Origin of the sequence: Bradyrhizobium sp., from assembly GCF_035935975.1 — a bacterium.
GTDB lineage: Bacteria > Pseudomonadota > Alphaproteobacteria > Rhizobiales > Xanthobacteraceae > Bradyrhizobium.
This window is the reverse complement of record NZ_DASYWN010000024.1, coordinates 62,439-89,162: the sequence shown is the minus strand read 5'-3', so window position 1 is coordinate 89,162 and position 26,724 is coordinate 62,439. Positions and strand designations below refer to the sequence as shown.

The 26,724-nt window shown below is 65.6% G+C and carries 26 protein-coding genes; 1 reads left to right on the top strand and 25 read right to left on the bottom strand.

Features of this window, described 5'->3' with window-relative positions:
• Positions 1-15: 15 nt before the first annotated feature.
• The 13 genes from VGR99_RS12195 to VGR99_RS12135 form a co-directional block, all read right to left on the bottom strand.
• Entirely contained in the window at positions 16-789 is a 774-nt protein-coding gene (locus tag VGR99_RS12195; RefSeq protein ID WP_326898613.1) for an SDR family NAD(P)-dependent oxidoreductase, read from the bottom strand.
• 19 nt (positions 790-808) lie between these two features.
• A complete protein-coding gene (locus tag VGR99_RS12190; protein WP_326898612.1) occupies positions 809-1,816 on the bottom strand; it encodes an ABC transporter ATP-binding protein in 1,008 nt (335 codons plus the stop codon).
• Positions 1,817-1,831: 15 nt separating this feature from the next.
• Positions 1,832-2,662: a carbohydrate ABC transporter permease gene (locus tag VGR99_RS12185; RefSeq protein ID WP_326898611.1), complete on the bottom strand. Its 831-nt coding sequence runs from the start codon at positions 2,660-2,662 to the stop codon at positions 1,832-1,834.
• 3 nt (positions 2,663-2,665) lie between these two features.
• Positions 2,666-3,538, bottom strand: a complete 873-nt coding sequence (locus tag VGR99_RS12180) for a sugar ABC transporter permease (protein ID WP_326898610.1) — start codon at positions 3,536-3,538, stop codon at positions 2,666-2,668.
• 90 nt (positions 3,539-3,628) lie between these two features.
• On the bottom strand, positions 3,629-4,939 hold the full coding sequence (locus VGR99_RS12175) for a sugar ABC transporter substrate-binding protein (RefSeq protein WP_326898609.1): 1,311 nt from the start codon (positions 4,937-4,939) through the stop codon (positions 3,629-3,631).
• A 306-nt stretch (positions 4,940-5,245) separates the two neighbouring features.
• Complete coding sequence (locus VGR99_RS12170; RefSeq protein WP_326898608.1) at positions 5,246-6,196, bottom strand: sugar-binding transcriptional regulator; 951 nt, start codon at positions 6,194-6,196, stop codon at positions 5,246-5,248.
• A gap of 4 nt (positions 6,197-6,200) precedes the next feature.
• Positions 6,201-6,866, bottom strand: a complete 666-nt coding sequence (locus tag VGR99_RS12165; protein ID WP_326898607.1) for an HAD family hydrolase — start codon at positions 6,864-6,866, stop codon at positions 6,201-6,203.
• Positions 6,867-7,063: 197 nt separating this feature from the next.
• Positions 7,064-8,983 carry a nitric oxide reductase activation protein NorD gene (locus VGR99_RS12160; protein WP_326898606.1) on the bottom strand — a complete coding sequence of 640 codons (1,920 nt, stop codon included), beginning with the start codon at positions 8,981-8,983 and terminating at the stop codon, positions 7,064-7,066.
• A 10-nt stretch (positions 8,984-8,993) separates the two neighbouring features.
• Complete coding sequence (locus VGR99_RS12155; RefSeq protein ID WP_326898605.1) at positions 8,994-9,803, bottom strand: CbbQ/NirQ/NorQ/GpvN family protein; 810 nt, start codon at positions 9,801-9,803, stop codon at positions 8,994-8,996.
• 63 nt (positions 9,804-9,866) lie between these two features.
• Complete coding sequence (locus VGR99_RS12150) at positions 9,867-11,213, bottom strand: cbb3-type cytochrome c oxidase subunit I (RefSeq protein WP_326898604.1); 1,347 nt, start codon at positions 11,211-11,213, stop codon at positions 9,867-9,869.
• A 40-nt stretch (positions 11,214-11,253) separates the two neighbouring features.
• Positions 11,254-11,706: a c-type cytochrome gene (locus VGR99_RS12145; protein WP_283080596.1), complete on the bottom strand. Its 453-nt coding sequence runs from the start codon at positions 11,704-11,706 to the stop codon at positions 11,254-11,256.
• A gap of 111 nt (positions 11,707-11,817) precedes the next feature.
• Positions 11,818-12,096 (bottom strand): cytochrome C oxidase subunit IV family protein, encoded by a 279-nt coding sequence (locus VGR99_RS12140; RefSeq protein WP_414645115.1) that lies wholly within the window; start codon positions 12,094-12,096, stop codon positions 11,818-11,820.
• Positions 12,097-12,110: 14 nt separating this feature from the next.
• Positions 12,111-12,686, bottom strand: coding sequence for a cytochrome c oxidase subunit 3 family protein (locus VGR99_RS12135; RefSeq protein ID WP_326898603.1), 576 nt, complete (start codon positions 12,684-12,686; stop codon positions 12,111-12,113).
• Between the two features lie 168 nt (positions 12,687-12,854).
• Between VGR99_RS12135 and VGR99_RS12130 the strand changes: the two genes are divergently transcribed.
• Complete coding sequence (locus VGR99_RS12130; protein ID WP_085965373.1) at positions 12,855-13,010, top strand: hypothetical protein; 156 nt, start codon at positions 12,855-12,857, stop codon at positions 13,008-13,010.
• 27 nt (positions 13,011-13,037) lie between these two features.
• Here VGR99_RS12130 and VGR99_RS12125 read toward each other — a convergent pair whose 3' ends face one another.
• The 12 genes from VGR99_RS12125 to ytfQ form a co-directional block, all read right to left on the bottom strand.
• The gene (locus VGR99_RS12125) at positions 13,038-14,243 is read right to left on the bottom strand and encodes a sensor histidine kinase (protein ID WP_326898602.1); all 1,206 of its coding nucleotides are present in this window, start codon (positions 14,241-14,243) and stop codon (positions 13,038-13,040) included.
• A 216-nt stretch (positions 14,244-14,459) separates the two neighbouring features.
• Positions 14,460-15,650 carry a multiple monosaccharide ABC transporter permease gene (mmsB, locus tag VGR99_RS12120; protein ID WP_326898601.1) on the bottom strand — a complete coding sequence of 397 codons (1,191 nt, stop codon included), beginning with the start codon at positions 15,648-15,650 and terminating at the stop codon, positions 14,460-14,462.
• Complete coding sequence (gene mmsA / locus VGR99_RS12115) at positions 15,647-17,218, bottom strand: multiple monosaccharide ABC transporter ATP-binding protein (protein WP_326898600.1); 1,572 nt, start codon at positions 17,216-17,218, stop codon at positions 15,647-15,649. Before mmsA ends, mmsB begins: the two co-directional genes overlap by 4 nt.
• Positions 17,219-17,334: 116 nt before the next feature.
• A complete protein-coding gene (gene chvE / locus VGR99_RS12110; RefSeq protein WP_326898599.1) occupies positions 17,335-18,405 on the bottom strand; it encodes a multiple monosaccharide ABC transporter substrate-binding protein in 1,071 nt (356 codons plus the stop codon).
• A 72-nt stretch (positions 18,406-18,477) separates the two neighbouring features.
• Positions 18,478-19,359, bottom strand: a complete 882-nt coding sequence (locus VGR99_RS12105; RefSeq protein ID WP_326898598.1) for an SMP-30/gluconolactonase/LRE family protein — start codon at positions 19,357-19,359, stop codon at positions 18,478-18,480.
• The gene (locus VGR99_RS12100) at positions 19,356-20,435 is read right to left on the bottom strand and encodes an aldose epimerase family protein (protein ID WP_326898597.1); all 1,080 of its coding nucleotides are present in this window, start codon (positions 20,433-20,435) and stop codon (positions 19,356-19,358) included. The genes VGR99_RS12105 and VGR99_RS12100 overlap by 4 nt, the downstream gene beginning before the upstream one ends.
• A 2-nt stretch (positions 20,436-20,437) precedes the next feature.
• Positions 20,438-21,364 carry a Gfo/Idh/MocA family oxidoreductase gene (locus tag VGR99_RS12095; protein WP_326898596.1) on the bottom strand — a complete coding sequence of 309 codons (927 nt, stop codon included), beginning with the start codon at positions 21,362-21,364 and terminating at the stop codon, positions 20,438-20,440.
• Positions 21,365-21,366: 2 nt separating this feature from the next.
• The gene (locus tag VGR99_RS12090) at positions 21,367-22,137 is read right to left on the bottom strand and encodes a FadR/GntR family transcriptional regulator (protein ID WP_326898595.1); all 771 of its coding nucleotides are present in this window, start codon (positions 22,135-22,137) and stop codon (positions 21,367-21,369) included.
• A complete protein-coding gene (yjfF, locus tag VGR99_RS12085; RefSeq protein ID WP_326898594.1) occupies positions 22,134-23,114 on the bottom strand; it encodes a galactofuranose ABC transporter, permease protein YjfF in 981 nt (326 codons plus the stop codon). The genes VGR99_RS12090 and yjfF overlap by 4 nt, the downstream gene beginning before the upstream one ends.
• Positions 23,111-24,103: an ABC transporter permease gene (locus VGR99_RS12080; RefSeq protein WP_326898593.1), complete on the bottom strand. Its 993-nt coding sequence runs from the start codon at positions 24,101-24,103 to the stop codon at positions 23,111-23,113. The genes yjfF and VGR99_RS12080 overlap by 4 nt, the downstream gene beginning before the upstream one ends.
• The gene (locus VGR99_RS12075; protein ID WP_326898592.1) at positions 24,100-25,644 is read right to left on the bottom strand and encodes a sugar ABC transporter ATP-binding protein; all 1,545 of its coding nucleotides are present in this window, start codon (positions 25,642-25,644) and stop codon (positions 24,100-24,102) included. Before VGR99_RS12075 ends, VGR99_RS12080 begins: the two co-directional genes overlap by 4 nt.
• A 114-nt stretch (positions 25,645-25,758) precedes the next feature.
• Positions 25,759-26,724, bottom strand: a complete 966-nt coding sequence (gene ytfQ, locus VGR99_RS12070; protein ID WP_326898591.1) for a galactofuranose ABC transporter, galactofuranose-binding protein YtfQ — start codon at positions 26,722-26,724, stop codon at positions 25,759-25,761.

Below are 26,724 nucleotides of genomic sequence, written 5' to 3'. Positions count from 1 at the left end.
AGTTTTGACGCAAGCCTACCAGCAAGTGTAGCCGCCATCCACCAGCACGATGCTGCCGGTCATCAGGCTCGCGGCCTCGGACGAAAGGAACAGCACGACGGAGGCGATCTCCTCGACCTGTCCCATCCGTGCCATCGGGGTTCCGCCGATCCAGGCGTCGTACATTCTCGGATTGCTCTTCACGAAGGCGTTGAGTGGCGTCTCGATATAGGTCGGCGCCACCGCGTTGACGCGGATGCCGCGCGCCCCCCATTCGGCGGCGAGCGACTTGGTGAGATGGTGCACGCCGGCCTTGGAGGCGTTGTAAAAACACTGCTCCTGCGGCTTGTTGACGATGAAGCCGGACATCGAGCCGACATTGACGATGGCGCCGCTTCCCGCCTTCAGCATGTGCTTGCCGAATTCGCGGCAGCACCAGAAGGTGCCGTTGAGATTGACGTCGATGACGTTGAGCCAGTGCTCGTCGGTGACGGTCTCGGCCGGCGTCTCGCTGCGGGCGATGCCCGCGTTGTTGACGAGGATGTCGACCCTGCCGTGGCGGGCGACGAGATCGCCCGCGACCTCCGCGACCCGTTTGGTGTCGGTCACGTCCATGATCGCGGTCTCGATGTCGTAGCCTTTCGCCTTCAGCTCGGCCTTCGCGGTGTCGGCGACCTTGCTGTCGCGGTCGCCGATGATCACTTTGGCGCCGGCTTCAGCCAGCGCCTCCGCGCAGCCGAGGCCGATGCCCTGCCCGCCGCCGGTGATGAACGCGGTCTTGCCGTTCAGTTTGAATTTTTCGAGATACATGGCCGTCTTCCGTTTCTTGTTAGCCGCGAAGTGCGTTGCCGCTCTGGTCGAAGCGGTGGATACGTGCGGGGTCAGGCACCAGCGACACGCGGTCGCCGGCATGCAGGCCCAGTTCGCCGATGTAGCGCGCGGTCAGCATCCCGAGCGGGCCGGCATCGACATAAAGGAACGTGTCGCTGCCGAGATGCTCGGCGACCGAGATCGTGCCCTGCCAGCCGCCGGCGCCATCGCGCTCGATCTTGAGATGCTCCGGCCGCACGCCGATCGTGGCCGCACCGCGCTGCAGGGCGTCCTCGCCGGTCACGAAATTCATCTTCGGCGAGCCGATGAAGCCCGCGACGAAGAGATTTGCGGGCCGCTCGTAGAGCTCCAGCGGCGAGCCATATTGCTCGATCTTGCCGCCGTTGAGCACGACGATCTTGTCGGCCATGGTCATGGCCTCGACCTGGTCATGCGTCACGTAGATCGCGGTGGTGCCGAGCTGCTTCTGGAGCCGTGTCACCTCGATGCGCATCTGCACGCGCAGCGCCGCATCGAGATTGGACAGCGGCTCGTCGAACAGGAACGCTTTGGGCTCGCGGACGATGGCGCGGCCGATCGCAACGCGCTGGCGCTGGCCGCCGGAGAGCTCGCGCGGCTTGCGGTCGAGATAGGGCGACAGGTTCAACGTGGCGGCGGCGGCCTCGACCTTGCGGTTGATCTCGTCCTTCGGCAGCCCGGCCATCTTCAGCCCGAAGCCGATATTGCCGCGCACGCTCATATGCGGGTAGAGCGCGTAGGACTGGAACACCATGGAGAGCCCGCGCTTCGCCGGCGGGGTGTCCACCACGTTCTTGCCATCGATCAGGATGCTGCCGCCGGAGACGTCCTCGAGGCCTGCGATCAGCCGCAGCAGCGTGGTCTTGCCACAGCCGGAGGGACCGACGAACACGACGAAGGAGCCGTCGGCAATGTCGAGATCGGCGCCCTTGATGATGTGCACGGGGCCGAAGGATTTCTGCACGCCCTGAAGTGTGATCTGACCCATGATCCGGCAGCCCCTCTACTTCACCGCGCCGAAGGTGAGCCCGCGCACGAGCTGCTTCTGGCTGAACCAACCGAGGACAAGAATGGGCGCGATCGCCAGCGTCGAGGCCGCCGACAGCTTCGCCCAGAACAGTCCTTCCGGACTGGAATAGGACGCGATGAACGTGGTGAGCGGCGCCGCGTTGGACGTCGACAGGTTCAGCGTCCAGAACGCCTCGTTCCAGGCCAGGATCAGATTGAGCAGCAGCGTGGATGCGAGGCCCGGGATCGCCATCGGCGTCAGGACGTAGACCAGCTCGCGGCCGATGGTGGCGCCGTCCATCCGCGCGGCTTCGAGAATATCGCGCGGGATCTCCTTGAAATAGGTGAAGAGCATCCAGATCACGATCGGCAAGTTTCCGAGGCACAGAATGAAGACGAGACCGATGCGGGAATCGAGCAGGCCGAAGGTCTTGAAGATCAGGTAGATCGGCACCAGGACGCCGACCGGCGGCATCATCTTGGTCGAGAGCATCCAGAGCAGGATGTCCTTGGTGCGCTTGGTCGGCGAGAACGCCATCGACCAGGCCGCGGGGATCGCGATCAGGAGCGCGATCAAGGTCGAGCCGCCGGCGATGATGATCGAGTTCATCGCATGATGCAGATAGTCGCTGCGCTCCTGCACCGTCGCGTAGTTCTCGGTGGTCCAGTGGAAAAACAGGAAGGACGGCGGGATGGCGAAGGCCTCGAGCTCGGTCTTGAAGCTCGCCAGCACCATCCACAGGATCGGGAAGAAGATCAGGAAGCCGAAGAACCACGCCCCGATCGTCGAGACCACCACCCGCTGCGTCGTCGCCATCCGCGCCATGTGTCACGCCTCCAGATTGCGGCCGACGATGCGGACGAGGAAGAAGGCGACGATGTTGGCGATCACCACCGCAACGAGGCCGCCCGCGGATGCGCTGCCGACGTCGAACTGGATCAACGCCTGCGAATAGATCAGGAAGGCGATGTTGGTGGTCTGCAGGCCCGGCCCGCCGCCGGTGGTGACGAATATCTCGGCGAACACCGTTAGCAGGAAGATGGTCTCGATCAGGATCACCACGGTGATGGGCCGCGCCAGGTGCGGCAGCGTGATGTAGATGAAGGTCGAGACGGCGCTGGCGCCGTCCATCTCGGCGGCTTCCTTCTGCTCCTCGTCGAGCGACTGCAATGCGGTGAGCAGGATCAGCGTCGCGAATGGCAGCCATTGCCAGGCGACGATCAGGATCACCGCAAACAGCGGCACGTCGTTGAACCAGTCGACCGGGGTCAGCCCGACCAGCTTTGCCAGCCAGGCGAACAGGCCGGAGACCGGGTGCATCAGCAAATTCTTCCAGACCAGCGCGCTCACCGTCGGCATCACGAAGAACGGCGCGATCACCATCAGCCGCACGAAGTTGCGCCCCACCACGGGCTGGTCGAGCAGCAGCGCCAGGGGAATGCCGAGCAGGGTGGTCAGCGCCAGCACCGAGCCGACCAGCACCAGCGTGTTCTGCAGCGAGGCGAGGAAGGCGGGATCGGTGAGGAAGTAGCGGAAATTCTCCAGCCCGACGAATTGTTCGGAGCCGGGATCGAGCAGGCTGTAATGCAGCGTCGAGAAATAGATCGTCAGCGCAAGCGGGACGATCATCCAGATGAACAGGAGCCCGACGGCCGGGGTCAAGAGCGACCGCGCAAGAAGCTGCGTCTGCCGGGTTGCCATCAACTTCTCCTCGGGCGGGGAAGAGGCGGCCATCCACCCGGGGCTGGGCTGGCGGATGGCCGCGAGTTGGAGCTCAGGGAGAGCTCGGGTCTACTTGATGTAGCCGGCGCGCTTCATCTCGCGCTCGGTGGCGGATTGCGCGGCGGTGAGCGCAGCATCGACCGTCATCGAGCCCGCAAGCGCGGCGGAGAACTGCTGGCCGACCTGGGTGCCGATGCCCTGGAATTCAGGAATGGCGGCATATTGCACGCCGACATAGGGCACAGGCTTCACGGTCGGCTTGTTCGGATCGGCCGCGTCGATCGAGGCCAGCGTCAGTTTCGCGAACGGCGCGACCTTCAGATACTCATCGTTCTGGTAGAGCGAGGTGCGCGTGCCCGGCGGCACGTTGGCCCAGCCGTCCTTGGACGCCACGAGCTTGGTGTAGTCCTTGCTGGTCGCCCAGGCGATGAACTTCTCGGCGGCTTCGGTCTTCTTCGAGCCGGCGGGGATCGCGAGGTTCCAGGCCCACAGCCAGTTGGCGTTCTTGCCGAGCCCGGTGTTGGGCGCGAGCGCGAAGCCGACCTTGTCGGCGACCCTGGAGTCCTTCGGGTTGGTCACGAAGGACGCCGCCACCGTCGCGTCGATCCACATCGCGCATTTACCGGCGTTGAACAGCGCCAGGTTCTCGTTGAAGCCGTTCGAGCTCGCGCCGGGAGGACCGGCTTCCTTCATCAGATTGACGTAGGTCGTGAGCGTCGTCTTCCATTCCGGCGTGTTGAACTGCGGCTCCCACTTCTCGTCGAACCAGCGCGCGCCGTAGGAATTGGCCATGGCAGAGAGGAACGCCATGTTCTCGCCCCAGCCGGCCTTGCCGCGCAGGCAGATGCCGTAGACGCCGGCGGTCTTGTCGGTGAGCTTCTTGGCGGCGTCGATGACGAAATCCCAGGTCGGCTTTTCCGGCATCTTCAGGCCGGCCTTCTCGAACAGGTCGGTGCGGTACATCACCATCGAGCTCTCGCCGTAGAACGGCGCGGCATAGAGCTTGCCGTCCGCGGAGACCGCATCCTTGATCTTGGGCAGGAGGTCGGCGACGTCGTAATCGGCGCCGAGATTGGCGAGCGGCACCAGCCAGCCCTTCTTGGCCCAGATCGGCACCTCATAGGTGCCGATGGTCAGCACGTCGAACTGGCCGCCCTTGGTGGCGATGTCGGTGGTGACGCGCTGGCGCAGCACGTTCTCCTCGAGCGTCACCCATTTCACGGTGATGTCGGGATTCTTCTTGGTGAACTCGCTGGTCAGGCCCTGCATGCGGATCATGTCGCCGTTGTTGACGGTCGCGATCGTCAGGGTCGTTTCGGCCATCGCGGGGACGGCCAACAGGACGGACGCGCCGCAGACGGCGCCGAGAACATGTTTCACGGTGACCTCCCTCAATTCGCGTTTTGAGCATATGCCCACGCGTTGAGCGTATGTTCGGATGAGGGGCGACGGTTGTCAAGCAGGCGCAAGGGCCTGCGCGCAACTTATGAGTGCTGCGGTGCGACATCCCTCCCCCGTCATGCCCCGCCACCGGGTCTCGCCTTCGGCGAGCCCGATGACAGGCTCCGGCGGGGCATCCAGTACTCCGTGTCGTGAGTTGTTTGCCGCAAGTGGGGCCGCGGCGTACTGGATCGCCCGCCTGCGCGGGCGATGACAGTGGGGCGAGTGGCTAGGCCTCCCGGCCGACTACCGCTCCAGAATCGCCCTCGCCGTCGCCTCATCCGTGATCAGGCCGTTGATCAGGCCCCCGCTCAGCGCCGCGGCGATCGCGGGCACCTTGGCGGCGCCGATGGCGGCGCCGATGGTCGTGGCCTTCGCCGGCACTTCCGGCGGGATGCTGGTGAGGCGCTTGTTGGTGCCGGCCTTGAGCAGGCGTCCCTTGGCATCATAGGCCCAGCCGGTGATCTCGCCGATGGCGCCCTGCCGCATCATCTCGAACAGCTCGTCGCGGGTCACGAAGCCGTCGACATGGACCTGCGCCTTCTGGTCCATCTGGCCGATGCCGACGAGGCGCAGATCCGCCTTGGCCGCGACCGCCTTCACCTTGGCGATCGGCTCGATGCGGACCATCTTGTTGCGCTCGTCTTCCGACGACATCAGGAATGGCAGCGGCATCGGATAATGCCGCGCGCCGGTGCGGTCAGCGAGCCGGCCGACGGTGTCGTAGAAGCTCGCCGAGCCGTCGGCGGAGATGTTCCCGACCAGCGAGACGATCTGGTGATTGGGGCGGTCGATCGGGGTGACGCGCTCGACCGCGGCGCGCACGGCACGGCCGGTGCCGAGCGCAACAATGACCGGCGTCTCCGAACGCAGCGTCGAGTCCAGCAGATTGGCGCAGCGCTCGGCGATGCCGGCGGTCGCCTGCGGCGCAGCAGGATCGGCCGGGACAACCTCGCAATGGACGAGATCAAACCGCTCCTTCAAACGCGCGGCCAGCTCCATGCAGGCGGCGATAGGATGTTCGAGCCGGAAGGTGATGAGACGCTCGGCAAGGCACAGCGAGACCAGCCGCTGCGCCGAGGCGCGCGAGACCTGGAGCATTTTTGCGATCTCATCCTGGGTATGACCGGCAATGAAATAGAGCCAGCCGGCCCGCGCGGCATCGTCCAGCCTCGACTTGTCGTTCTCGCCAGCCAAGGCGTCACGCCTCCTTCCAGAAATCGCTCATGCGCGCGAAGACCCGATCCGCTCCGGCGGCCGACAATATAGCGTGGCCGTCGCGTCCCGGATAATGGCTGCCGCCGACAAATCCCCAGACGATCATGCCGGCCGCTTTGGCGGCCTGCACGCCGCTGACGCTGTCCTCGATCACCAGCGTCCGCGCGGGCTGCGCGCCCATCTTGCTGGCCGCGTAGAGAAACAGATCTGGCGCCGGCTTGCCGCGCTCGACCATTTGCGCGGTGTAGATCCGCTCGCCGAAATGCGGCGCGAGGCCGGTGACATCGAGCGACAGCACGACGCGGTCGAGATCGCTCGACGACGCCACGCAACGGGGCATGCGCAGGTCGGACAAAACAGTATCGACATCCGGAATCGGTCGGAGTGCCGCGCGGAAGGCGGCGAGCACGCGAGCCTTCAGCCGGACGGGAAAATCGACCGGCACCGTCCGGCCGAGCTCGCGATAATGCTGAACGACCGCGCTCACGCTTCGTCCGAGAAACAGCTCGAGCGCCTGCGCAAGCGTCAGCGATATGCCAAATTCCGACAGCTCGTCGGACAGGCAGCGGCAGCTCAGCAGCTCGCTGTCGACGAGGACGCCGTCGCAATCGAAGATGATCAGCTCGGGCTTTGGCCGGATCGGGTTCATCCGGCCATTCGATCATATACCCATCCTGTGAGCAATAGTTCACAAATGGACGCAACTGTGATGCAGGCCGTTCCCCAGCGTCGCGGCCGGGCTTGTCCCGGCCATCCACGACCTTCCTTAGCGGTGCCGAAGAACGTGGATGCCCGGGACAAGCCCGGGCATGACGTCCATCGCGAGATGGTCCTCGTGTCGCTCCGTCAATGCGCCACCTGCCGGTAGATCGCCGGCAGCGCCGCGGGCAGCCGGCGGATGTTGCCGACGATGGCGTAGCCGCTATGGCCGAACAGCGTCGGAAAATAGGATTGCGCGGCGGCATCGACCGTCACGCCGAACGCGGCGATGCCGAGCCGGCGCGCCTCCTGCACGGATTTGCGGGTGTCCTCGACCGCGAAACGTCCCTCGTAATGGTCGACGTCGTTCGGCTTGCCGTCGGTGAGGACGAGCAGCAGCTTCTTGCGCTGCGGCTGCCGCGCGAGCTCGGCCGCGGCGTGGCGCACGGCGGCGCCGATCCTTGTGTAATAGCCCGGCCTGAGCGCGCCGATGCGGCGCTCCACCGCACCGCTCATCGGCTCGCCGAACGCCTTGACCGTTTCGAGCCGCACCCAGGACCGCCGGCGCGAGGTGAAAGTCAGGATGCTGTGGTGATCGCCGCAGGCCGAAAGGCCGTGGGCGAGCACGAGCAGCGCCTCCTTCTCGACGTCGAGCACGCGATAGCCGTCGACCCAGGCATCGGTCGAGAGCGAGACGTCGACCAGCAGCGTGACGGCGAGATCATGCCCTTGCGGCCGCATCGCCATGTGGACGCGGTCGAGACCGGCGCCATTGCCGCCGGCGCGAAGATCGCATTGCGCACGCACCAGCGCGTCGAGGTCGAGATCATGGCCATCAGCCTGCGCGCGCATCAATTCGTGACGCGGCCGCAGGATCTCGAAGCGGCGGCGCACCTGGCGGATGTGCCGGCGCATGGTCTCGTCGGGCGTCCAGCTCTCGCCGGTTTCGGAGGCTGGTGCGGCGAGCACGCGGCAATGATCCGGCAGATAGGTGCTGCTGCGATAGTCCCATTCGGGATAGGTCACGTCCGCGTTCAGTCGCGTGGCATCGAGGGCCTCCGGCGGCAGGTCGAGATCGAATTTGAGCCGGCTCGCGGGCTTGCCGCTGCGGCGACTGAGCGTGATCTCGTCGAGATCGTCGGCCGCCTTCTGCGCGTCCTCGTCGTCGCTGTCGTCGGACGGACGATCGACATTGACCATCTCGGCCATGGCCAGGATCTTTTCGAAGCGATTGAGCACGAAAGGATCGCGGCGGTTGGCGCCGTCCTCGCGCTCGCGGACGGCGAAGCGCTTGCGATTATCCTGGGCTGCCGGCGCTGCATTACCCGCACTCTCGTCCTCGCCTGTATGCGCCGGCGACAGCTCGCGCGTCCAGCAATCGCCCCAGAGCGGGCAAGGCAGGATCGCATGATAGCCGGGCGGCGCCTTGTCCGGCAGCGGACCCGTCCCCATCATCGCCGGCCACAGATTGCCTGCGGGCGGCGTGTCGGCACCCAGCAGAGTGAGCACGATCTGCTCCATGTCCTGCTCGATGCGTGGCAACGGGCGGTGCGGCCGCGCCATGGCCGTGGCCGCGGCGAGCCGGGCGTAGTCTTCGGCAAGGCCCGGGCATTCCGTCAGCACCAGCACTGCGATCTCGCTGGTCCGGCGCAGCGTCAGGAGATCGCGCCGGAGCGGATCGGTCTCCGCGATCGTATCCGTGGGCGCATATGCGAACCATGCGGCGAGCCAGCGGTACAGCGCGGCGTTCAGCTCGCGGTCGGCGAAGATCGCGATGCTGTCAGGCAGGAAGATCGTCGCGGCATCGCGCCCCGGCTGCTCCAGCCGCTCGTCGCCGAGCCCGATGCGCTGGCGCCAGCCGAGCCGGTGCCCCGCCCGGCGGGCGCTGGCGCTTGCGATCTGCACGCCGGTCTCGCCGCCGAGCGCGCGGAACATGATCGCGATCCGGCTGCGCAGCTCCGTGAGCGACACCGCGTGGTCGGGATAAACGGGATAGCTCGCGGTGCCACCGACCAGGCGATGCCAGGCGCGGCCTACGGTTTCTTCAAGCTCGAGGAAGTCGAGCATCACATCACCTTCAGGAAATCACCGCGCGGGTAACGTCGAGCAGCGCGGCCTTGACGTCGGCATCGTCGGTCAACGGTTCGATCATGCCGGCAAGCACGGCATCGGCAATCGAGGCGCCCGCGGCAATCAGGGTGGCGCAATAGACGACGAGACGGGTCGAGACGCCCTCCTCCAGATCGTGGCCTTTCAGCGCGCGCAGCCGGCCGGCCAGCGCCACCAGCGGCCGCACATAATCGGGCGCGAGCCCGCTCTCGGCTGCGACCACAGCGATCTCCTGCTCCGGGGCTAAGAATCCGAACTCGATGGCGACGAAGCGCTGGCGCGTCGACGGCTTCAGCGCCTTGAGCAGCGTCTGGTAGCCGGGATTGTAGGAGACCACGAGCATGAAGCTGTTGGGAGCTGCGAGCTCCTCGCCGGTGCGTTCCAGCGGCAGGATGCGGCGGTCGTCGGTCAAGGGATGCAGCACCACGGTGACGTCCTTGCGCGCTTCCACAACCTCGTCGAGATAGCAGATGCCGCCTTCGCGCACCGCCCGCGTCAGCGGACCGTCGGTCCAGACGGTGTCGCCGCCCCTCAGCAGATAGCGGCCGGTGAGATCGGCTGCAGTGAGATCGTCGTGGCAGGCGACGGTGTGGAGCGGCAGCCCGAGCCGCGCCGCCATATGCGCGACGAAGCGCGTCTTGCCGCAGCCCGTCGGTCCCTTCAGCAGGACCGGAAGCTGATGCCGCCAGGCATGCTCGAACAGCGCGCATTCATTGCCGCTTGCGACATAGGCCGGCAGCGCGGGGGCCGAGGTCACGGTGTGAAGAGCAGGTTTCATGATGTCTCTCCGAAATTTCCAGGGAGCCCGGTGGCCGCGGCGAACCGCGGCCACCGTTTGCGTTTACTCAGCCGGCTGCAAGGCGGCCGGGATCGTCGCCGCCTTCTCGCGGCCGGGCACCAGCACGGCCCAGACGAACATCAGGGCGGAGATCGCGACGAACACGCCGGAGCCGAGCCGGACCCAGTAGAACATCGCGAGCTGGTCCTGCACGTCCATGTAGCTCTGGCCGAGCACGCGCTGCAGGTGGACCTGGACCACGCCGGCAAAGGTCAGCGCGAAGGTCATGGTCATCATGGCCGTGCACATGATCCAGAAGCTCGCCATGCTGAGCCACTGATTATAGGGCGCGCGTCCCTTCAGCTGCGGGATCGCATAGGCCATGACCGACAGGTTCAGCATCACATAGGCGCCGAAGAAGGCGAGATGGCCGTGCGCCGCGGTGACCTGGGTGCCGTGGGTGTAGTAGTTCACCGAGGACAGCGTGTGCAGGAAGCCCCAGACGCCGGCGCCGAGAAACGCCATCACCGAGCAGCCGACCGACCACAACAGCGCAGCGCGGTTCGGATGCTTGCGGCCGGCCTTCCAGGTCATCTGCACCGTGAAGATCACCATGGTGAAGAAGGGTGCGACCTCGAGCGTGGAGAACAGCGAACCGATCCACTGCCAGTAGCCGGGCGCGCCGATCCAGTAGAAGTGATGGCCGGTGCCGAGGATGCCTGAGAACAGCGCCAGGCCGATGATGACATAGAGCCACTTCTCGACGACCTCGCGGTCGATGCCGTTGAGCTTGATCATCAGGAAGGCGAGAACGGAGGCCATGATCAGCTCCCAGACGCCCTCGACCCAGAGATGGACGACGTACCACCAGTACATCTTGTCCACGGCGAGATTGGCCGGGTTGTAGAAGGCGAAGAGGAAGAAGATCGCGACGCCCCACAGGCCGAACAGCAGGATGTTGGTGACCGTGGTCTTGCGGCCCTTCAACGCCGTCATGGTGACGTTGAACAGGAACATCAGGCAGACGACGACGATACCGACCTTGATGATGAAGGGCTGTTCGAGGAATTCGCGGCCCTCGTGGTAGTGGAAGAGATAGCCGACGACGGCGACGCCCGCCGCGCCAAAGAACATCCAGAACTGGATCTTTGCGAGCAGCGGGCTGTAGAGCTCGGTCTCGGTTTCCTCGGGCAGCAGGAAGTAGGTCGCGCCCATGAATCCGATCAGCGACCACACGATCAGCGCGTTGGTGTGGATCATCCGGACGATGTTGAACGGCAGGATGACCGACAGGGTGTTGGGCAGGACGTAGATCGTTCCGGCGAGCAGGCCGAACAGGACCTGGGCCAGGAACAGCGTCAGCGCGCCGTAGAAATACAGCATCGCGACCTTCTGGGTTTGGTATTTCATCTCGTGTTCTCTCTGGCTTGAAAGACGAATGCTGGCGGGCTCAGCCGGCCTTGTTCGGCGGCCATTCCTGGCGCTTGATCTTGCTGGTCCATTGCAGGAAGTCGGCGAGATCGTTGAGCTCCTGGTCGGTGAGGTTGAACTGCGGCATCTGCCGCCGTCCCTCCGCGCCCGAAGGCTGCGATTGCATCCAGGCCTTCAGCGTCTCGCGCGCCGCGGCCGGATCCTCGTTGCCGCCCCAGCGATCCCAGACGTTGCCGACTTCGGGGGCGAAATAGGCGCCCTCGCCGAGCAGGGTGTGGCAGTTGATGCAGGAGTTCTTCTCCCAGACATGCTTGCCGCGCGCGACCGACGATGTCAGCGTCGAGGCGTCCGTCGAGGTCGTCGCCATGTAGTAATGGCTGTGCGCCGTCAGGCCCAAGAAGATGGCGAAGAAAAAGGCCGAGCCGCCGTAGAAGACGTTTCGTGCGGCCGACTTGGTCAGGCGTTCAGCCATTGCCAATCCTTTCCGTTGTGATTCCAGTCATGAAGAAGCAGTGATGCTGTATCTTGCCTGATGGCGCGGATGGCTCTTTGTCGGGGCGCAATGAGCGCTGCGTTGAGCGCATCAGATCAGGGCGATGAATGCGGAGGCGAGCCAGGCGAACAGCACAACGATGACGATCCATGCGCTGACGAGGCCGCGCCAGAGCGCCGGCACCGCGCGAAGGTCCATGAAATCGAGCGCGATTCGGCGGCCCTTGATGGCAGCGAGGACCAGCAGAAGCGCGTTGGCGAGCAGCGGGCGCGGCATCAGCGGCGGAAACAGGATGGTCGCGAGCGCGAGGCCGATCAGCACGAGCCAAGTCATGTCGAGGCGGCCGATGTCGAGACGACGTAGCATCATCAGACCTGGCATCGTCAGCGCACCAAATAGAGGATCGGGAACATGACGATCCACACCAGATCGACCATGTGCCAGAACGCGGCGCCGGTCTCGACGCCGGAAATCTCGGCGCGACGACAGACCACGGCCAGGATGATGATGCCGAGGCAGACGTGCAGGAGATGGAAGCCGGTCAGGAGGAAGTAGAGCGTAAAGAAGGGGCTGGTCTCGAGGCCAACGCCGCGGCCGATCTCTTCGGCATATTCAGCGAGCTTGATGGCGATGAAGACGCCGCCGAGCGCCATGGCGGTGAGGAGCCAGCGGCGCGATGCGCGCTTTTCGCTGGCGCGCGCAGATCTGGTCGCCCTCGCCGCGGCCCAGCCGCTGGTCACCAGCACGATCGTGTTGAGGCCCGCGAGATTCGCGTTGAGCGCCGCCTGCCCCGCCGTGAACACAGCGGGGTGGATCGCCCGGGCGACCACGAAGGCGCCGAGGAACAGGCCGAAGGCGACGAGCTCGCTGAAGATCAGCACCCAGATCATGGGATCACCGGGGAGATCGTCCAAGATTCCCCAGCCGGTTCCCTGTTGTTCGTAATCGGCTGTGGACATCGTCTTTCCGGATCAGGACACCGGCCAGACCTAACTCACCCGTCCAGTTCGGAATTTGTCGCAGGACAAACTGGGGGACGGCGGCGGAGATGTTTGCGCCGACGCAACGTCCGGCTCGCCGGAGCGCGGTACGAACAGGCTCAGGGTTCCCAAGGAGCGGGCAATGACATGAGCGATGCACAGATCGGGCTGATGACCGCGACACCCATCATCATCGCCTTCGCCATCGCGCTCCGGCGCATGGGCGTGCTGTCGACGGTGGCGACCGTATCAGCGGTGAGCCTTTCGGTGGCGATTGCGACGGTGCTGTTCACGACGCAGTAGCCGCGCTGCCGATGAGGGAACGATCAGCTATCGCCGGTCGGGGGCCATTCTCGGCAGGATGAGCTGAAACCGCGTCCCCGCGCCGGGCAGGCTCTCGAGCCGGAGCTGCCCACCCAGCCGGTCGACGACGATGCTGTGCACGATATGCAGACCGAGGCCGCTGGCGCCGTCGTGCCGGCGCGTGGTGAAGAACGGGTCGAAAGCCCGCCGCTCCACATCGGGAGCCATGCCGCAGCCGTCATCGGCAAACAGCAGCTCAACGTGCTCATCACTGACCGCACGGAGCGAGACGTTGATCGTCCCGGTCTCACCGTCGGAGAACGCGTGCGTCATCGCATTGACCGCGAGGTTGGTGAGCACCTGGCCGAAAGGCCCGGGATAGCTGTCCATGGCGAGATTCGTTTCGCAGTGGAGGCTGAACGCGATGTCGCGCGCCCGCAACTGCCGCTCGAACTGCGACAGAACCTGGCCGGTCAGCTCGCCTGCGTCGAAGCTCCGCCGAAGTGACTCGGTCTGGTCAGCCGCCACCTGCTTGAAGGATTGCACCCGCTCGGCGGCGCGGCCGAGATTCGTGACCAGCTGCGCCGACGCATCGCTGACCAGCTCCAGAAACCCCGTCAGTGTCGAGCGCTTGAGATTACCCCGCGCGACCTCCGCCGCGAACTGCTCCGCCTTGCGCTGGAGCGTCGATGCCACCGTCAGGCTGCTGCCGAGCGGCGTGTTGATCTCGTGCGCGACACCGGCAACCATGCGCCCGAGCGCCGCCAGCTTTTCCGCCTCGATCAGGGTGTCCTGGATATCGCGCAGATGGCGAAGCGCGGTTTCGGCGGCGTCCCTGGCGCTGCGAATCTCTCGCTCGGCGCGCTTGCGTTCCGTGATTTCCTCCGCCGCCACGTTGACCGCGACAATCTCGCCGTCCGGCATTCGCAGCGGGTGCCAATAGGTGACCCAGGAACGCTCCTCGACCTGATCGGCCCGCTGCCCCGCCACCTCGATGCCGATCACGGGCTCGCCCGTCGCGACGATCGAGCGCACAATCTGCTCGACGGAATCCGCCAGGGCCGGCACGCAGTCCCTGACCGTATGCCCGAGATGGCCTTCGACGGATATGCCGCAGATCTCGGTCAGACGCTGGTTGATCAGCAAATAGCGGCAGTCCGGCGACAGACAGGCCAGCCCGATCGGGGCGGTATCGTAGATCAGCTGCAACGCCGGCAAAGTCGAGACCAGCATCACCTCCAAAGCCGGTGATGACCTCACTGTACTCGTCACTCAGGTTCCCCGTGGTCCCTTGCGTCGACCACATGAGATTAGCACGGAATTGGTGATCGGTTGATCTAGATCAACAATACACGCCTGCCTGGCGTTGGCCCAAACCGAGACAGATCACGGGGTTCAAGGGAACCAATCGGCGCACGGGATTGCCCGCTCCATCCGGACTGCGGCGGCTTATCTCCGCTGATTGTACACGTCGATGCACACGGCCCCGAGCAGCACCAGTCCCTTGATGACCTGCTGGTAGTCGATGCCGATGCCGAGGATCGACATGCCGTTGTTCATCACGCCCATGATCATGGCGCCGACCACGGCACCGCCGACGCGCCCTACTCCACCGTAAGCTGAGGCTCCGCCGATGAAGCAGGCGGCGATGACGTCGAGCTCGAAGCCGAGACCCGCCTTGGGCGTCGCGGTGTTCAGCCGCGCGGCGAAGACGAGGCCGGCGAGCGCGGCCAGCACGCCCATGTTGACGAAGGTGAGGAAGGTCAGCCGCTCGGTCTTGATGCCGGACAGGCTCGCCGCCTTGGCATTTCCGCCGACCGCATAGATCTGCCGGCCGATCACGGTGCGGCGGGTGACGAAGCCGTAGAGCGCGATCAGCGCGGTCATGATCACCAGCACGTTGGGCAGGCCGCGGTGCGAGGCGATCAGATAGGTGAAATAGAGCACGGCGCAGGCCAGCAGAATGCTCTTGCCGAGGAAGAACGCGTAAGGCTCGACCTCGATGCCGTGCGACTGCTCGCGCGAGCGGCCCTTGGCGCTGGCATAGACAAGGCCGAGCGCGAGCACGGCGCCGATCAGCATCGAGGTCGGATGCAGCGTGCCGGCCTCGGGCAGCAGCTCCGGAATGAAGCCGGAGGACAATTTCTGGAAGGTCGGCGGGAACGGCCCGAGCGACTGGCCCTGCAACACCGCAAGCGCAAGGCCCTTGAACACCAGCATGCCCGCCAGCGTGACGATGAAGGACGGGATCTTGAAATAGGCGACCCAATAGCCCTGCGCCGCGCCGATGGCTGCGCCGACCACAAGGCAGGCGATGAAGGCGAGCGTGTAGTCGACCTTCCAGCTCACCATCAGCACGGCAGCGACGGCACCGACGAAACCCGCGACCGAACCGACCGAGAGGTCGATATGCCCGGTCACGATCACCAGCAGCATGCCCAGCGCCATGATGACGATGTAGCTGTTCTGCAGCACCAGGTTGGTGAGGTTGAGTGGCTGCAGCAACGTGCCGCCGGTCATGACCTGGAAGAACAGCATGATCGCGATCAGCGACATCAGCATGCCGTAATTGCGCAGATTGTTCTTGATGAAGCTGCCGTGGCGGCGCTCCTCGGGCAGCGAAACCGTCTTGTCGGTCATGGCTGCGATCCTCCCATCTCCGCGGCCTCAGGCACGCCGTTGTTTCGTTCGTTGCGCATGATGGCGCGCATGATCTTCTCCTGCGTCGCCTCCGTCCCCTTGAACTCCCCGACAAAGGCGCCCTCGTTCATGACGCAGATGCGGTCGCAGATTCCGAGCAACTCGGGCATCTCCGAGGAGATCACCACGACGCCGCGGCCGGCCTCCGCAAGCTCGTTGATGATACAGTAAATCTCGTATTTGGCACCGACGTCGATGCCCCGCGTCGGCTCGTCCAGGATCAGCACCTTCGGATCGGTCATCAGCCATTTCGACAGCACCACCTTCTGCTGGTTGCCGCCGGAGAGCTGGCCCGTCTCCTGGTAGACGTCGGAGCAGCGGATGCGCATGCGGTTGCGATAGTCGCTGGCGACCTTGAGCTCGGCGATGTCGTCGATCACCCTCCCCGGCGCGACCTGGTTCAGGCTGGCAAGCGTGATGTTCTTGCGGACGTCGTCGGCCAGGATCAGGCCGAGCTGCTTGCGGTCCTCGGTGACATAGGCAAGGCCGGCGTCGATCGCAGCCGCGACGCTCGGCAACGCGATCTCATGGCCTTCGAGCTTGAGGCGGCCGCTGATATTGGTGCCCCAGGAGCGGCCGAACAGGCTCATGGCGAACTCGGTGCGGCCGGCGCCCATCAGCCCGGCGATGCCGACGACCTCGCCGCGCCTGACGCCGAAATTGATGGTCTTGATCACCTGCCGCTCGGGATGGATGGGGTGATAGACTGACCAGTTCGACACCTCGAGCACGGGCTCGCCAATTTTCGCGCTCCGCTCCGGGAAGCGATGGGCGAGATCGCGGTTGACCATGCTGCGGATGATGCGGTCTTCCTGGATCGGCTCGGCGTGGCAATCGATGCTGTCCACGGTGCGGCCGTCGCGCAGCACGGTGATGTGGTCGGCGACGCGGGCGACCTCGTTGAGCTTGTGCGAGATCAGGATCGAGCCGATGCCCTGCTCCCGGAACGCCATCAGGCGTTCGAGCAGTGCGGCGCTGTCGGCCTCGTTGAGGCTTGCGGTCGGCTCGTCCAGGATCAGCATCCGCACACGCTTTGAGAGCGCTTTCGCGATCTCGACCAGTTGCTGCTTGCCGACGCCAAGATCGGTGATCAGCGTGTCAGGGGATTCCTTGAGGCCGACCTGCGCCAGCAGCTCGCGCGTGCGGCGGTAGACTTCGTCGCGATCGATCACGCCGAATTTCGACGGCGGATGCGACAGGAAGATGTTCTCCGCGATCGACATCAGCGGGATCAGCGCCAGCTCCTGGTGGATGATGATGATGCCGAGCGCCTCGGAATCGTTGATGTCGCGGAAACGCCGCTCCTCACCCTCGAAGACGATGGTGCCCTCGTAGCTCCCGGCCGGATAGACGCCGCTCAGCACCTTCATCAGCGTGGACTTGCCTGCGCCGTTCTCGCCGACGAGGGCGTGGATCTGGCCAGCCTCGACCGAGAAATTGACGTCGCGCAGCGCCTGCACACCGGCAAAGCTCTTGCTGACGTTACGCATCTCCAGCATGGCGGTCATGGTGTTCGTGTCCCTAAATCGCCGTCGTTCCGGGGCGCCCGAAGGGCGAACCCGGAACCTCGAGATTCCGGGTTCGATGCTACGCATCGCCCCCCGGAATGACGGAGAAGCAATCCCTACTGGAACTGCGACTTCTTGTAATAGCCGCTGTCGACCAGGGTCTTCTCCCAATTGTCCTTGTAGACCACGACCGGCTTGAGCAAATAGGACGGCACGGTCTTGACGCCGTTCTCGTAGGTCTTGCTGTCGTTGACGGTGACCTGCTTGCCGGCGAGCGCGGCGTCGACCATGTCGGCGGTCACCTTGGCGAGATCGCGGGTGTCCTTGAAGATGGTCGAATACTGATCGCCGCGCAGCATGGCCTTGATCGAGGGCACCTCGGCGTCCTGGCCGGAGATGATGGGCATCGGCTGGTCGGCGCTGCCATAGCCCACGCCCTTCAGCGAGGAGATGATGCCGATCGAGAGGCCGTCATAGGGCGACAGCACCGCGTTGACCTTCTTGTTGCCGTAGTAGGCGCTGAGCAGATTGTCCATGCGGGCCTGGGCGGTGGCGCCGTCCCAGCGCAAGGTCGCGACCTTGTCCATGCCCATCTGGCCCGAGGCAACCACGAGCTTGCCGCTGTCGATGTAGGGCTTCAGCACGCTCATCGCGCCGTTGTAGAAGAAGTAGGCGTTGTTGTCGTCGGGCGAGCCGCCGAACAGCTCGATGTTGAACGGGCCCTTGCCGTCCTTGAGGCCGAGCCCCTGCACGATCGACTCCGCCTGCAGCACGCCGACCTGGAAATTGTCGAAGGTCGCGTAATAGTCGACGTTCGGCGTGCCGCGGATCAGGCGGTCATAGGCGATCACGGTGATGCCCTTTGCTTTCGCCTGCTTGAGCACGTCGGACAGCGTGGTGCCGTCGATCGCGGCGATCACCAGCGCCTTGGCGCCCTTGGTCACCATGTTCTCGACCTGCGAGAGCTGGTTCGGAATATCGTCCTCGGCATATTGCAGGTCGGTGTTGTAGCCGCGCTCCTTCAGCACCTTCACCATGTTGTTGCCGTCGTCGATCCAGCGCGCCGAGGACTTGGTCGGCATGGCGATGCCGACAGTCGCCTTCTCCTGCGCGGAGGCGATGCCCGCGGCCATCGTGGCAGCGCCGGCCAGCGCCAGCGCGAGGAATGTGGTCTTCAGTTTCAGCATGTTTCACTCCCTTTGGGTGTCGGACTGTTTCTTGGGTGGTCGAGAACGGGGTAGAGGTCGGCTTCGGATCTCCTATGCGAGCTTGACGTCGGGCTCCGCGCGGCCGCGCGCGGATGCCTCCAGCAGAAAGGTGAAGCCGGCTTGCGGATCGGCAGCGCGCGCGGCCGTGTCCATGTCCTGCCAGGCCGAGGTGACGAGAAGCCGCGACAGGCCGGGGCCGACGAAAGCGGGGCAGCTCGACTGCTTCGCCGGCACGCTCAGCGAGCGCAGCCGTTCGCCCTGCGGTGAATAGACATCGATACGGCCGGCGCCCCAGCAGGCGTTCCAGATCTGCCCGTCGGCGTCGCAGACCGATCCGTCGAGACCACCAATGCCGGAGTGGCGCAGCAGCACCTCCGGCTCACCGAGCGGCAGGCCGGTCGCGGGATTGAGCGGCACCGCATAGAGCACCGCACGCGCGGTGTCGGTGAAATAGCCGGTGGCTCCGTCAGGCGAGAAGCAGATCGAGTTCGGAATGCTGATGCCGGGAAACAGCGTCGAAATCTTGCCGCGATGGAACGCGTAGATCGCCCCTGCCCCGCGCTCGGCCTTCTTGCCCATGGTGCCGATCCAGAACGTGCCGGACTGATGCACGCGGCAATCATTGGAGCGCGTTGCGGGATTGTCGGCTTCGAGCGGACAGAGCAGCGCCGTCGCGCCGTCGGCCACGTTGCGGACGTAGAGGCCATCCTCCGCGACGATCAACTGCCGCTCGGCATCGATGCGCCCGAGCGCACTCGCCATCCGGCCGAGCGCGTGGACGCGAATGCTGCCGCCGCCGAGTTGTGCCTCGAACAACTGTCCCTCGCGAATGTCGAACCACCACGCGGTGTCGGTGGTCGCGTCATAGGTCGGCCCCTCGCCGAGATGGCAAGGATGGTCCGAGAGAACAGCGGTCGGCACCTGTTCGATCATGGCGCCCTCACACCGAAACGATAGACCGTGTGATGCCGATAGACCTTGCCGGGATCGAGGCGCGGGCTCGGGAAGTCCGGCCGGTTCGGCGCGTCGGGCCAGATATGCGGCTCCAGGCACATGGCGTCCGATTGCCGGACCAGCTTGCCGCCCTTGCCCGAGATCGTGCCGTCGAGATAGTTGCCGGAATAGACCTGAACGCCGGGCTGATTGGTGAACAGCTCCATCACGCGCCCCGAGCGCTGCGCCTCCAGCCGCGCGGCGAGCGCGAGCTTGCCGTCACGGCCGAGGCAATAGGTGTGATCGTAGCCCTTGCCGTTGCGCAATTGCTGATCGCTCTCGCGGATGCGCTCGCCCACGGCATGCGGGTTACGGAAATCGAACGGCGTGCCGGCCACGCTGCGCGGCGGCTCCGGCAGCGGGATCGCGGTCGGATCGATCGCCAGGAAATGGTCGGCCGCGACCGTCAGCTTGTGGTCGAGGATGGGCGTACCCGAGGTCGCGCCTTCCAGATTGAAGAAGCTGTGGTTGGTCAGGTTGACGATGGTCGGACGGTCGGTCCGCGCCTCCATCATGAGCGACAGCTCGGCCGGGCCAGTGACACGATAGGTCAGGCGCACATCGAGCTTGCCGGGATAATTCTCCTCCCCATGCGGGCTCGTGTAAGTGAGCGTCACCGCGGGCTCGCCGCCCTTCTCGATTGCGGCAATGTCCCAGAGCTTGCGGTCGAAGCCGTCGAGGCCGCCATGCAGCGCATTTGGGCCGTTGTTGACGGGAAGCTGGAAGGTCTCGCCGTCGAGCGAGAACTGTCCTTTGGCGATGCGGTTGGCATAGCGGCCGACGGTCGCGCCGAAAAACTTGCGTTCGGCGAGATAGCCGGCGAAGGCGTCATGGCCGAGCACGACGTCGTCGTAGCCGCCCCTGGCGTCCGGTGCGATCAGCGCCTGGATCACCGCGCCATGGGTGATGATACGGGCTTCGAAGCCGCCCTCGCCGCGCAGCACGATGCGCTCGACATTGCGGCCGTCAGGCAGCGTACCAAAAACGTCTTTTTCGATTTTCTTTGAGCCAGACATGTTCAGTCCACAAACGGTTCGACCAGAGTACGCTTGCCGACCAGGAAGGCATCGGCAACGAGACGCAGCGGCGCCAGGTCGACGTCGCTCGCGCCTGACGCGGCGAGCTTGACGAAGCGCCGGTACAGCTCGCGATATTCCTCATCGGGCGCGTCGGCAACGACCTTGCCGTTAACAGCCATGATCCGGCCGCCGCGGGACAACGTCATCTGCCCCGCGTCGGTTTCGGCGAGGATATCCCAGCTCTGCGGTCCGGTCTGGCGGAAATCGAACTCGGCCGTGATCGGCAGGCCGCCGATGTCGGTCAGGCTCAGGTTCGCGGCGATCGGGGCCTGGCAATTGGACGGAAAGGCGAGCTCCGCCGCGGTGACGAAGACGGGACGCGGCAGGATACGGGTCAGGATTGACAGCGCGTTGATGCCGGGGTCGAACACGCCGAGCCCGCCCGGCTCCCAGATCCAGGCCTGCCCGGGATGCCAGACGCGGACGTCCTCCTTCCAGTTGATGTGCACGGATGTGATCCGGCGGCTCGCCAGCCATTCGCGGGCCGGCTCGACCGCGGGCGCATAACGCGAATGCCAGGTCGCAAACAGCGTCCGCTTTGCCTCCGCCGCCATCGCGATCAACGGGTCCAGCTCGGCGACGCCGGTGCCCGGCGGCTTCTCCAGCATCACATGCTTGCCGGCGGCGAGCGCCGCGGCGGCCTGCGCGCGCCGCACCTGCGGCGGCGTGCAGAGCGAGACCGCATCGATCGGCGGCCCCTTCTCCAGCAATTCCTCGATGGTGGCAAAATGCGGAAGCTCCGGCAGCGAGGCGTTGCGGCTGGCGACGGCGGCAAGCGTCGCGCCCGGGACAGCGGCAATCGCGCCGACATGCTGGTCGCGCGCGATCTTGCCGAAGCCGACGATGGCGATGCGAAGGTCTGTCACGCCTAATCTCCAGTATCTGCAGTTGGGAGCGGGCCCGCCGCGGCGGTCTCGATCACCGTGCCCTCATGGCGACGCATGCCGTTGTGAATGACATAGACCATGGCCTCCGATGCGGCGTCCGCATCGCCGGCCGCGATGGCATCGACGATCTTCTGGTGCCAGAGCAGCACGGTGTCGCGGTCCTCAGGCTCGACCGGGGCGCTGAGCAGGAACGAGGCGCGTAGCGCGGCCTCGATGACATGCCCGATCGAGCGCATGAACAGATTGCCGGAGGCCCGCGCCACCGCAACGTGGAGCGCGAGATCGGCATCGGCAAAGCCGACGGAATCCGAGGCCTCGAGCCGCATGCGCTCCATGCTGCGGCGAAGCTCGGCGATGTCCTCTTCGGACCGCTGGGCGGCTGCGAGCATCGCTGCGCGCGGCTCGACCGCGAGACGAATCTCGGCGAGATCGTTGAGGAAGCGTTTGTCGATGCCGGCATCCAGATGCCAGGCCAGCACGTCCGCATCGAACATGTTCCACGCCGCGCGTTCGCGCACGACGGTGCCGACCCGCGCCTTGGTCGTGAGCAGGCCCTTGGCCACCAGCGTCTTCACGCTCTCGCGCAGCACCGGACGCGACACGCCGAACATCGCGATCATCTCGGCATCACCCGGCAATCGCGTGCCTTCCGCATAGCGGCCGGCGATGATGTCGACGCCGATCGAACGGGCCACCTCCGCATGGTTGGAATGGGCCCGCCGCGTCGGGATGACGACGATGCGCGAGGTCATGAGGCTGCTCCCGCACGCTTTGTCACCGGCCGGCGCGCCAGCGCGACCAGCCCCTGCTGCAAGGCTATAAAGGCGAACAGCAGGACGCCGGTTGCGATCTTGGTCCACCAGCTCGACAGCGTGCCATCGAAATTGATGTAGGTCTGGATCATGCCCTGGATCAGCACGCCGAGGAAGGTGCCGATCACCGAGCCCTGCCCGCCCGTGAGCAGCGTGCCGCCGATCACGACGGCGGCGATACTGTCGAGCTCGACGCCGACGGCGGAGAGCGAATAGCCGGCGCTGGTGTAGAAGGAGAAGACGATGCCGGCGATGCCTGCGAGCAGGCTCGACAGCATGTAGATTTTCACCGTCATCTTGCCGACCGCAACGCCCATCAGGCTCGCGGTCGTGCGGCTGCCGCCGAGCGCATAGACGTTGGCGCCGAACCGCGTGAGATGCAGCAGCAGGGCGCCGCCGATCACGATGACCAGCATGATGATCGCGATCGCCGTCAACCGCCCACCACCGGGCATCCGCAACGCGAAGTCCGACACGGTGGAGTAGACCGGCGCTGTGATCGGCACCGATTCGGTCGAGAGCAGGAAGCTCGCGCCGCGCGCCAGGAACATGCCGGCAAGAGTCACGATGAAGGGCGGCAGGTCGAAGACGTGGATGACGGCGCCCATCGCCGCGCCAAAGGCCGCCGAGAGCGCGAGGATGGCGACGAAGGCCACCAGCGGCGGCACCCCCCAGCGCTCGATCGCGAGCGCGACGAACACGGTGGTGAATCCGATCACCGAGCCGACCGAGAGGTCGATGCCGCCGGAGATGATGACGAAAGTCATGCCGATCGCGACGATGCCGAGGAAGGCATTGTCGGTGAGGAGATTGCCGACGACGCGGGTCGAAGCGATGTTGGGGAATTGCAGCGCGCAGAGCGCAAAGCCCGCAACGAGCACAATGGCCGTGATCAGGACGGGCGGCAGGCCTTTCATGCTTTCGTCCTCCGCAGCCGCGACACAACACCGGCAATGCCTGACAGTTTCGGCGATTGCAACAGCAGCACCGCGAGCACCACCACCGCCTTGACCAGCAGATTGAACTCCGGCGGATAGCCGGACAGCAGGATGCCGGTGTTCATGGTCTGGATGATCAGCGCACCGAGCACGGCCAGCACGAGGCTGAAGCGGCCGCCGAACAGCGACGTGCCGCCGATCACCACCGCGAGGATGGCGTCGAGCTCGAGCCAGAGGCCGGCATTGTTGGCATCCGCGCCCATGATGTCGGCCGCGGCGATCACGCCGGCGAGCGCGGCACAGACGCCGCACCAGACATAGACCGCCAGGATCATCGCGCGGGTGCCGACGCCGGCCAGCTCGCTCGCCCGCGCGTTGCCGCCGGTCGCCTCGATCAGGAGGCCGAGCGCGGAACCGCGCACCACCGCGCCTGTCAGGATCAGCATGCCCAAGGCGATCACGACCGGGACCGGCAGGCCGAGCACCGAGCCATTGCCGAGCCAGACCAGATCCGGCGAGGAGAACGTGACGATCCGTCCTTCGGTGATGAGCTGCGCGATGCCACGTCCCGCCACCATCAGTATCAAGGTCGCCACGATCGGCTGCATGCCGAGCACGGCGACGAGAAACCCGTTCCACAGGCCGCAGACGAGCCCCGCCCCGAGCGCCGCGGCCAGCACCACGGGCAGGCCGTGGCTGTCAGCAAGGCTCGCCGCAATCGCACCGGAGATCGCCATCACCGCACCGACGGAGAGATCGATGCCGCGCGTCGCGATCACCAGCACCATGCCGAGCGAGAGCAGCGCCACCGGCGTGCCGCGGTTGAGCACGTCGATCAGGCTGCCGAACAGCCGGCCGTCCTGAAGGCGCAGGTCGAAGAATTGTGGCGACACCACGCGGTCGACCGCGAGGATGACGATCAGCGCGAGGATCTGGGCGAGGCCGCGGCGCGGCAGCAGCGCTGTCATGCCCGGCCCTCATGCGCGATGGCCGAGCCATCGGCGGCGATGGCGGCGAGAATATTGGTGACGTCGATCGCCTCGCCCGCGAGCTCCTCGACATGGGCGCGGTCGCGCAGCACGACGACGCGGTCCGAATAGGTCACGATCTCGTCGAGCTCGGAGGAGATCACGAGCAGCGCCAGCCCGTCGTCGCAGAGCTCGCGGATCAGGCGAATGATCTCGGCATGCGCTCCGACGTCGATGCCGCGGGTGGGCTCGTCCAGCACGAGGAGCCGCGGCGAGGTCGCGAGCCAGCGCGCCAGCAGCACTTTTTGCTGGTTGCCGCCGGACAATAGCCCGACGGGACGCTCGGGATCGGGCGGGCGGATGTCGAGCATCCTGACGTAGCGGCGCGCGATCTCGTCCTGCTCGCGGCGCGACAGCGGCCGGTGCAGGCCGCGCTTGGCCTGGAGCGCCAGCGCGATGTTCTCGCGCACGCTGAGCTCGGCGACGATGCCGTCGGTCTTGCGTTCCTCCGGGCAATAGCCGAAGCCGAGGCGCACGCCATCGCGCGGCGACTGCAGCCGCACGGGTGCCCCCTCCACCTTCGCCTGCCCGCGATCGGCGCGCTCGGCGCCGAACACCAGCCGCGCCGTCTCGGTACGGCCCGAGCCGAGCAGGCCGGCAAGGCCGACGACCTCGCCGTGGCGCAGCTCGAGATTGAACGGGGCGACGTAGCCGGCCTTGCCGTAATTCTCGAAACTCGCGCAGACCTCGCGCGCCTGATGCTCGCGCGTCGCCGCCCGCGCGCTGGTGGTCTCGGCCAGCTCGCGGCCCAACATCATCCGGATCAGCTCGAGCCGCGGCAGCGAGGCGGTCTCCCGCTCGCCGACCAGACGGCCGTTGCGCAGGACGGTGATGCGGTCGGAGATCTCGTAGACCTGGTCGAGGAAATGGCTGACGAAGACGATGCCGATGCCGCGCCCCGCGAGCTGCCGCATGATTCCGAAGAGAATCTCGACCTCGTGGCGGTCGAGGCTCGCGGTCGGCTCGTCAAGGATCAGCACGCGGGCTGAGAGATCGACCGCGCGGGCAATCGCGGTGACGTGCTGAATGGCGACGGAGTAACTGCCGAGCGGTGCAGCGACATCGATGTCGAGGCCGAAATCCGCCAGCAGCGCCTTGGCGCGACGGCGCATCTCGCCCTCGCGCACGATGCCGAACCGCATTGGCTGGCGATCGAGGAACAGGTTCTGCGCCACCGAGAGGTTCGGCAGCAGATTGACCTCCTGGTAAACAGTGGCAATGCCGGCCCCCAGCGCGGCCTTGGCCGAGCGCGGCGCAACCTCTTCGCCACCGAGCCTGACGATGCCGGCATCGCGCGGAAACACGCCGGTGACGACCTTGATCAGCGTGGACTTGCCGGCGCCGTTCTCGCCGAGCAGCGCATGGATCTCGCCGGCGCGAAGCGTGAAGTCGACCTCCTGCAACGCACGCACCGCACCGAAGCTTTTGCTGATCCCGCGCACCTCCAGCAGGGGCGGAGCAGGATCAAGGCCGTTCTCCATGACAAATTCACTCCCACCGGTGCCCGCTGCTGACGCGGACACCCAGCCTAGTCGTTCGCGCAGCGGATTCGAAGCGCGCCGCCGCGATAAATCATCCGGCGGCGCATGGTCGCCTCAGTAGCCGAGGCCCTTCTTGCTGTCGTAGATCTTCTGCGGATCGTCGGCGGCGGTGTAGAGCTTGGAGTCCGTCTGGATCCATTTCGGCGGCACCGTGCCCTTGCCCTTGAAGGCCGCGATGGCATCGAGCGCGGGGCCGGCCATGTTCGGCGTCAGCTCGACGGTGGCATTGGCTTCGCCTGCGGCCATCGCCTTGAAGATATCGGGCACCGCGTCGATCGAAACGGTGAGGATCTCCTTGCCGGGCTTGAGGCCGGCTTCCTTCATCGCCTGGATGGCGCCGACCATCATGTCGTCATTGTGCGCGTAGACCGCGCAGATGTTCTTGCCGCCGCCTTCGGCCTTGATGAAGCTCTCCATGACTTCCTTGCCCTTGGCGCGGGTGAAGTCGCCGGTCTGGCTGCGCACCACCTTCAGATTGGCATGCTTGGCGATCGCGGTGTCAAAACCCTTCTTGCGATTGGCCGCGACGCTGGCGCCGACCGTGCCCTGCAGTTCGACGATGCTGCAGGCCTTGTTTCCGACCGTCTTGGCCAGCCAGTCGCCGGCGACCTCGCCTTCGTGCACGCTGTCCGAGGTGACGGCGGTGAGATAGAGGTCCTTGCCCGAGGGATCGATATCGCGGTCGAGCAGCACGACCGGGATCTTGGCCTCCTTGGCTTCCTTCAGCACCGAGTCCCACCCCGTCGACACGACGGGCGCGAGGAAGATCGCATCGACGTTCTGCGCGATGAAGGAGCGGATCGCCTTGATCTGGTTCTCCTGCTTCTGCTGGGCGTCGGCAATCTTGAGATTGACCTTGCGCTTGGCGGCCTCCTGCTTGGAGACCGAGGTCTCGGCCGCGCGCCAGCCGGATTCCGATCCGATCTGCGAGAAGCCGATGGTGAGCTCGGCCGCATTGGCCGGCAGCGCGAGCAGCAAAGCGGCCGTGGCGCAGGCCGCAAAGAGGGCTTTAGGGGTCAT

Coding starts and splice junctions, on each gene's coding strand:
- ytfQ (WP_326898591.1), bottom strand. CDS start 26,724: ATGACCCCTAAAGCCCTCTTTGCGGCCTGCGCCACGGCCGCTTTGCTG.
- VGR99_RS12080 (WP_326898593.1), bottom strand. CDS start 24,103: ATGACAGCGCTGCTGCCGCGCCGCGGCCTCGCCCAGATCCTCGCGCTG.
- VGR99_RS12125 (WP_326898602.1), bottom strand. CDS start 14,243: ATGCTGGTCTCGACTTTGCCGGCGTTGCAGCTGATCTACGATACCGCC.
- chvE (WP_326898599.1), bottom strand. CDS start 18,405: ATGCTGAAACTGAAGACCACATTCCTCGCGCTGGCGCTGGCCGGCGCT.
- VGR99_RS12130 (WP_085965373.1), top strand. CDS start 12,855: ATGAGCGATGCACAGATCGGGCTGATGACCGCGACACCCATCATCATC.
- VGR99_RS12090 (WP_326898595.1), bottom strand. CDS start 22,137: ATGACCTCGCGCATCGTCGTCATCCCGACGCGGCGGGCCCATTCCAAC.
- mmsA (WP_326898600.1), bottom strand. CDS start 17,218: ATGACCGCCATGCTGGAGATGCGTAACGTCAGCAAGAGCTTTGCCGGT.
- VGR99_RS12150 (WP_326898604.1), bottom strand. CDS start 11,213: ATGAAATACCAAACCCAGAAGGTCGCGATGCTGTATTTCTACGGCGCG.
- VGR99_RS12105 (WP_326898598.1), bottom strand. CDS start 19,359: ATGATCGAACAGGTGCCGACCGCTGTTCTCTCGGACCATCCTTGCCAT.
- VGR99_RS12075 (WP_326898592.1), bottom strand. CDS start 25,644: ATGGAGAACGGCCTTGATCCTGCTCCGCCCCTGCTGGAGGTGCGCGGG.
- VGR99_RS12140 (WP_414645115.1), bottom strand. CDS start 12,096: ATGATGCTACGTCGTCTCGACATCGGCCGCCTCGACATGACTTGGCTC.
- VGR99_RS12155 (WP_326898605.1), bottom strand. CDS start 9,803: ATGAAACCTGCTCTTCACACCGTGACCTCGGCCCCCGCGCTGCCGGCC.
- VGR99_RS12190 (WP_326898612.1), bottom strand. CDS start 1,816: ATGGGTCAGATCACACTTCAGGGCGTGCAGAAATCCTTCGGCCCCGTG.
- VGR99_RS12135 (WP_326898603.1), bottom strand. CDS start 12,686: ATGTCCACAGCCGATTACGAACAACAGGGAACCGGCTGGGGAATCTTG.
- VGR99_RS12185 (WP_326898611.1), bottom strand. CDS start 2,662: ATGGCGCGGATGGCGACGACGCAGCGGGTGGTGGTCTCGACGATCGGG.
- VGR99_RS12195 (WP_326898613.1), bottom strand. CDS start 789: ATGTATCTCGAAAAATTCAAACTGAACGGCAAGACCGCGTTCATCACC.
- yjfF (WP_326898594.1), bottom strand. CDS start 23,114: ATGAAAGGCCTGCCGCCCGTCCTGATCACGGCCATTGTGCTCGTTGCG.
- VGR99_RS12145 (WP_283080596.1), bottom strand. CDS start 11,706: ATGGCTGAACGCCTGACCAAGTCGGCCGCACGAAACGTCTTCTACGGC.
- VGR99_RS12100 (WP_326898597.1), bottom strand. CDS start 20,435: ATGTCTGGCTCAAAGAAAATCGAAAAAGACGTTTTTGGTACGCTGCCT.
- mmsB (WP_326898601.1), bottom strand. CDS start 15,650: ATGACCGACAAGACGGTTTCGCTGCCCGAGGAGCGCCGCCACGGCAGC.
- VGR99_RS12180 (WP_326898610.1), bottom strand. CDS start 3,538: ATGGCAACCCGGCAGACGCAGCTTCTTGCGCGGTCGCTCTTGACCCCG.
- VGR99_RS12160 (WP_326898606.1), bottom strand. CDS start 8,983: ATGCTCGACTTCCTCGAGCTTGAAGAAACCGTAGGCCGCGCCTGGCAT.
- VGR99_RS12165 (WP_326898607.1), bottom strand. CDS start 6,866: ATGAACCCGATCCGGCCAAAGCCCGAGCTGATCATCTTCGATTGCGAC.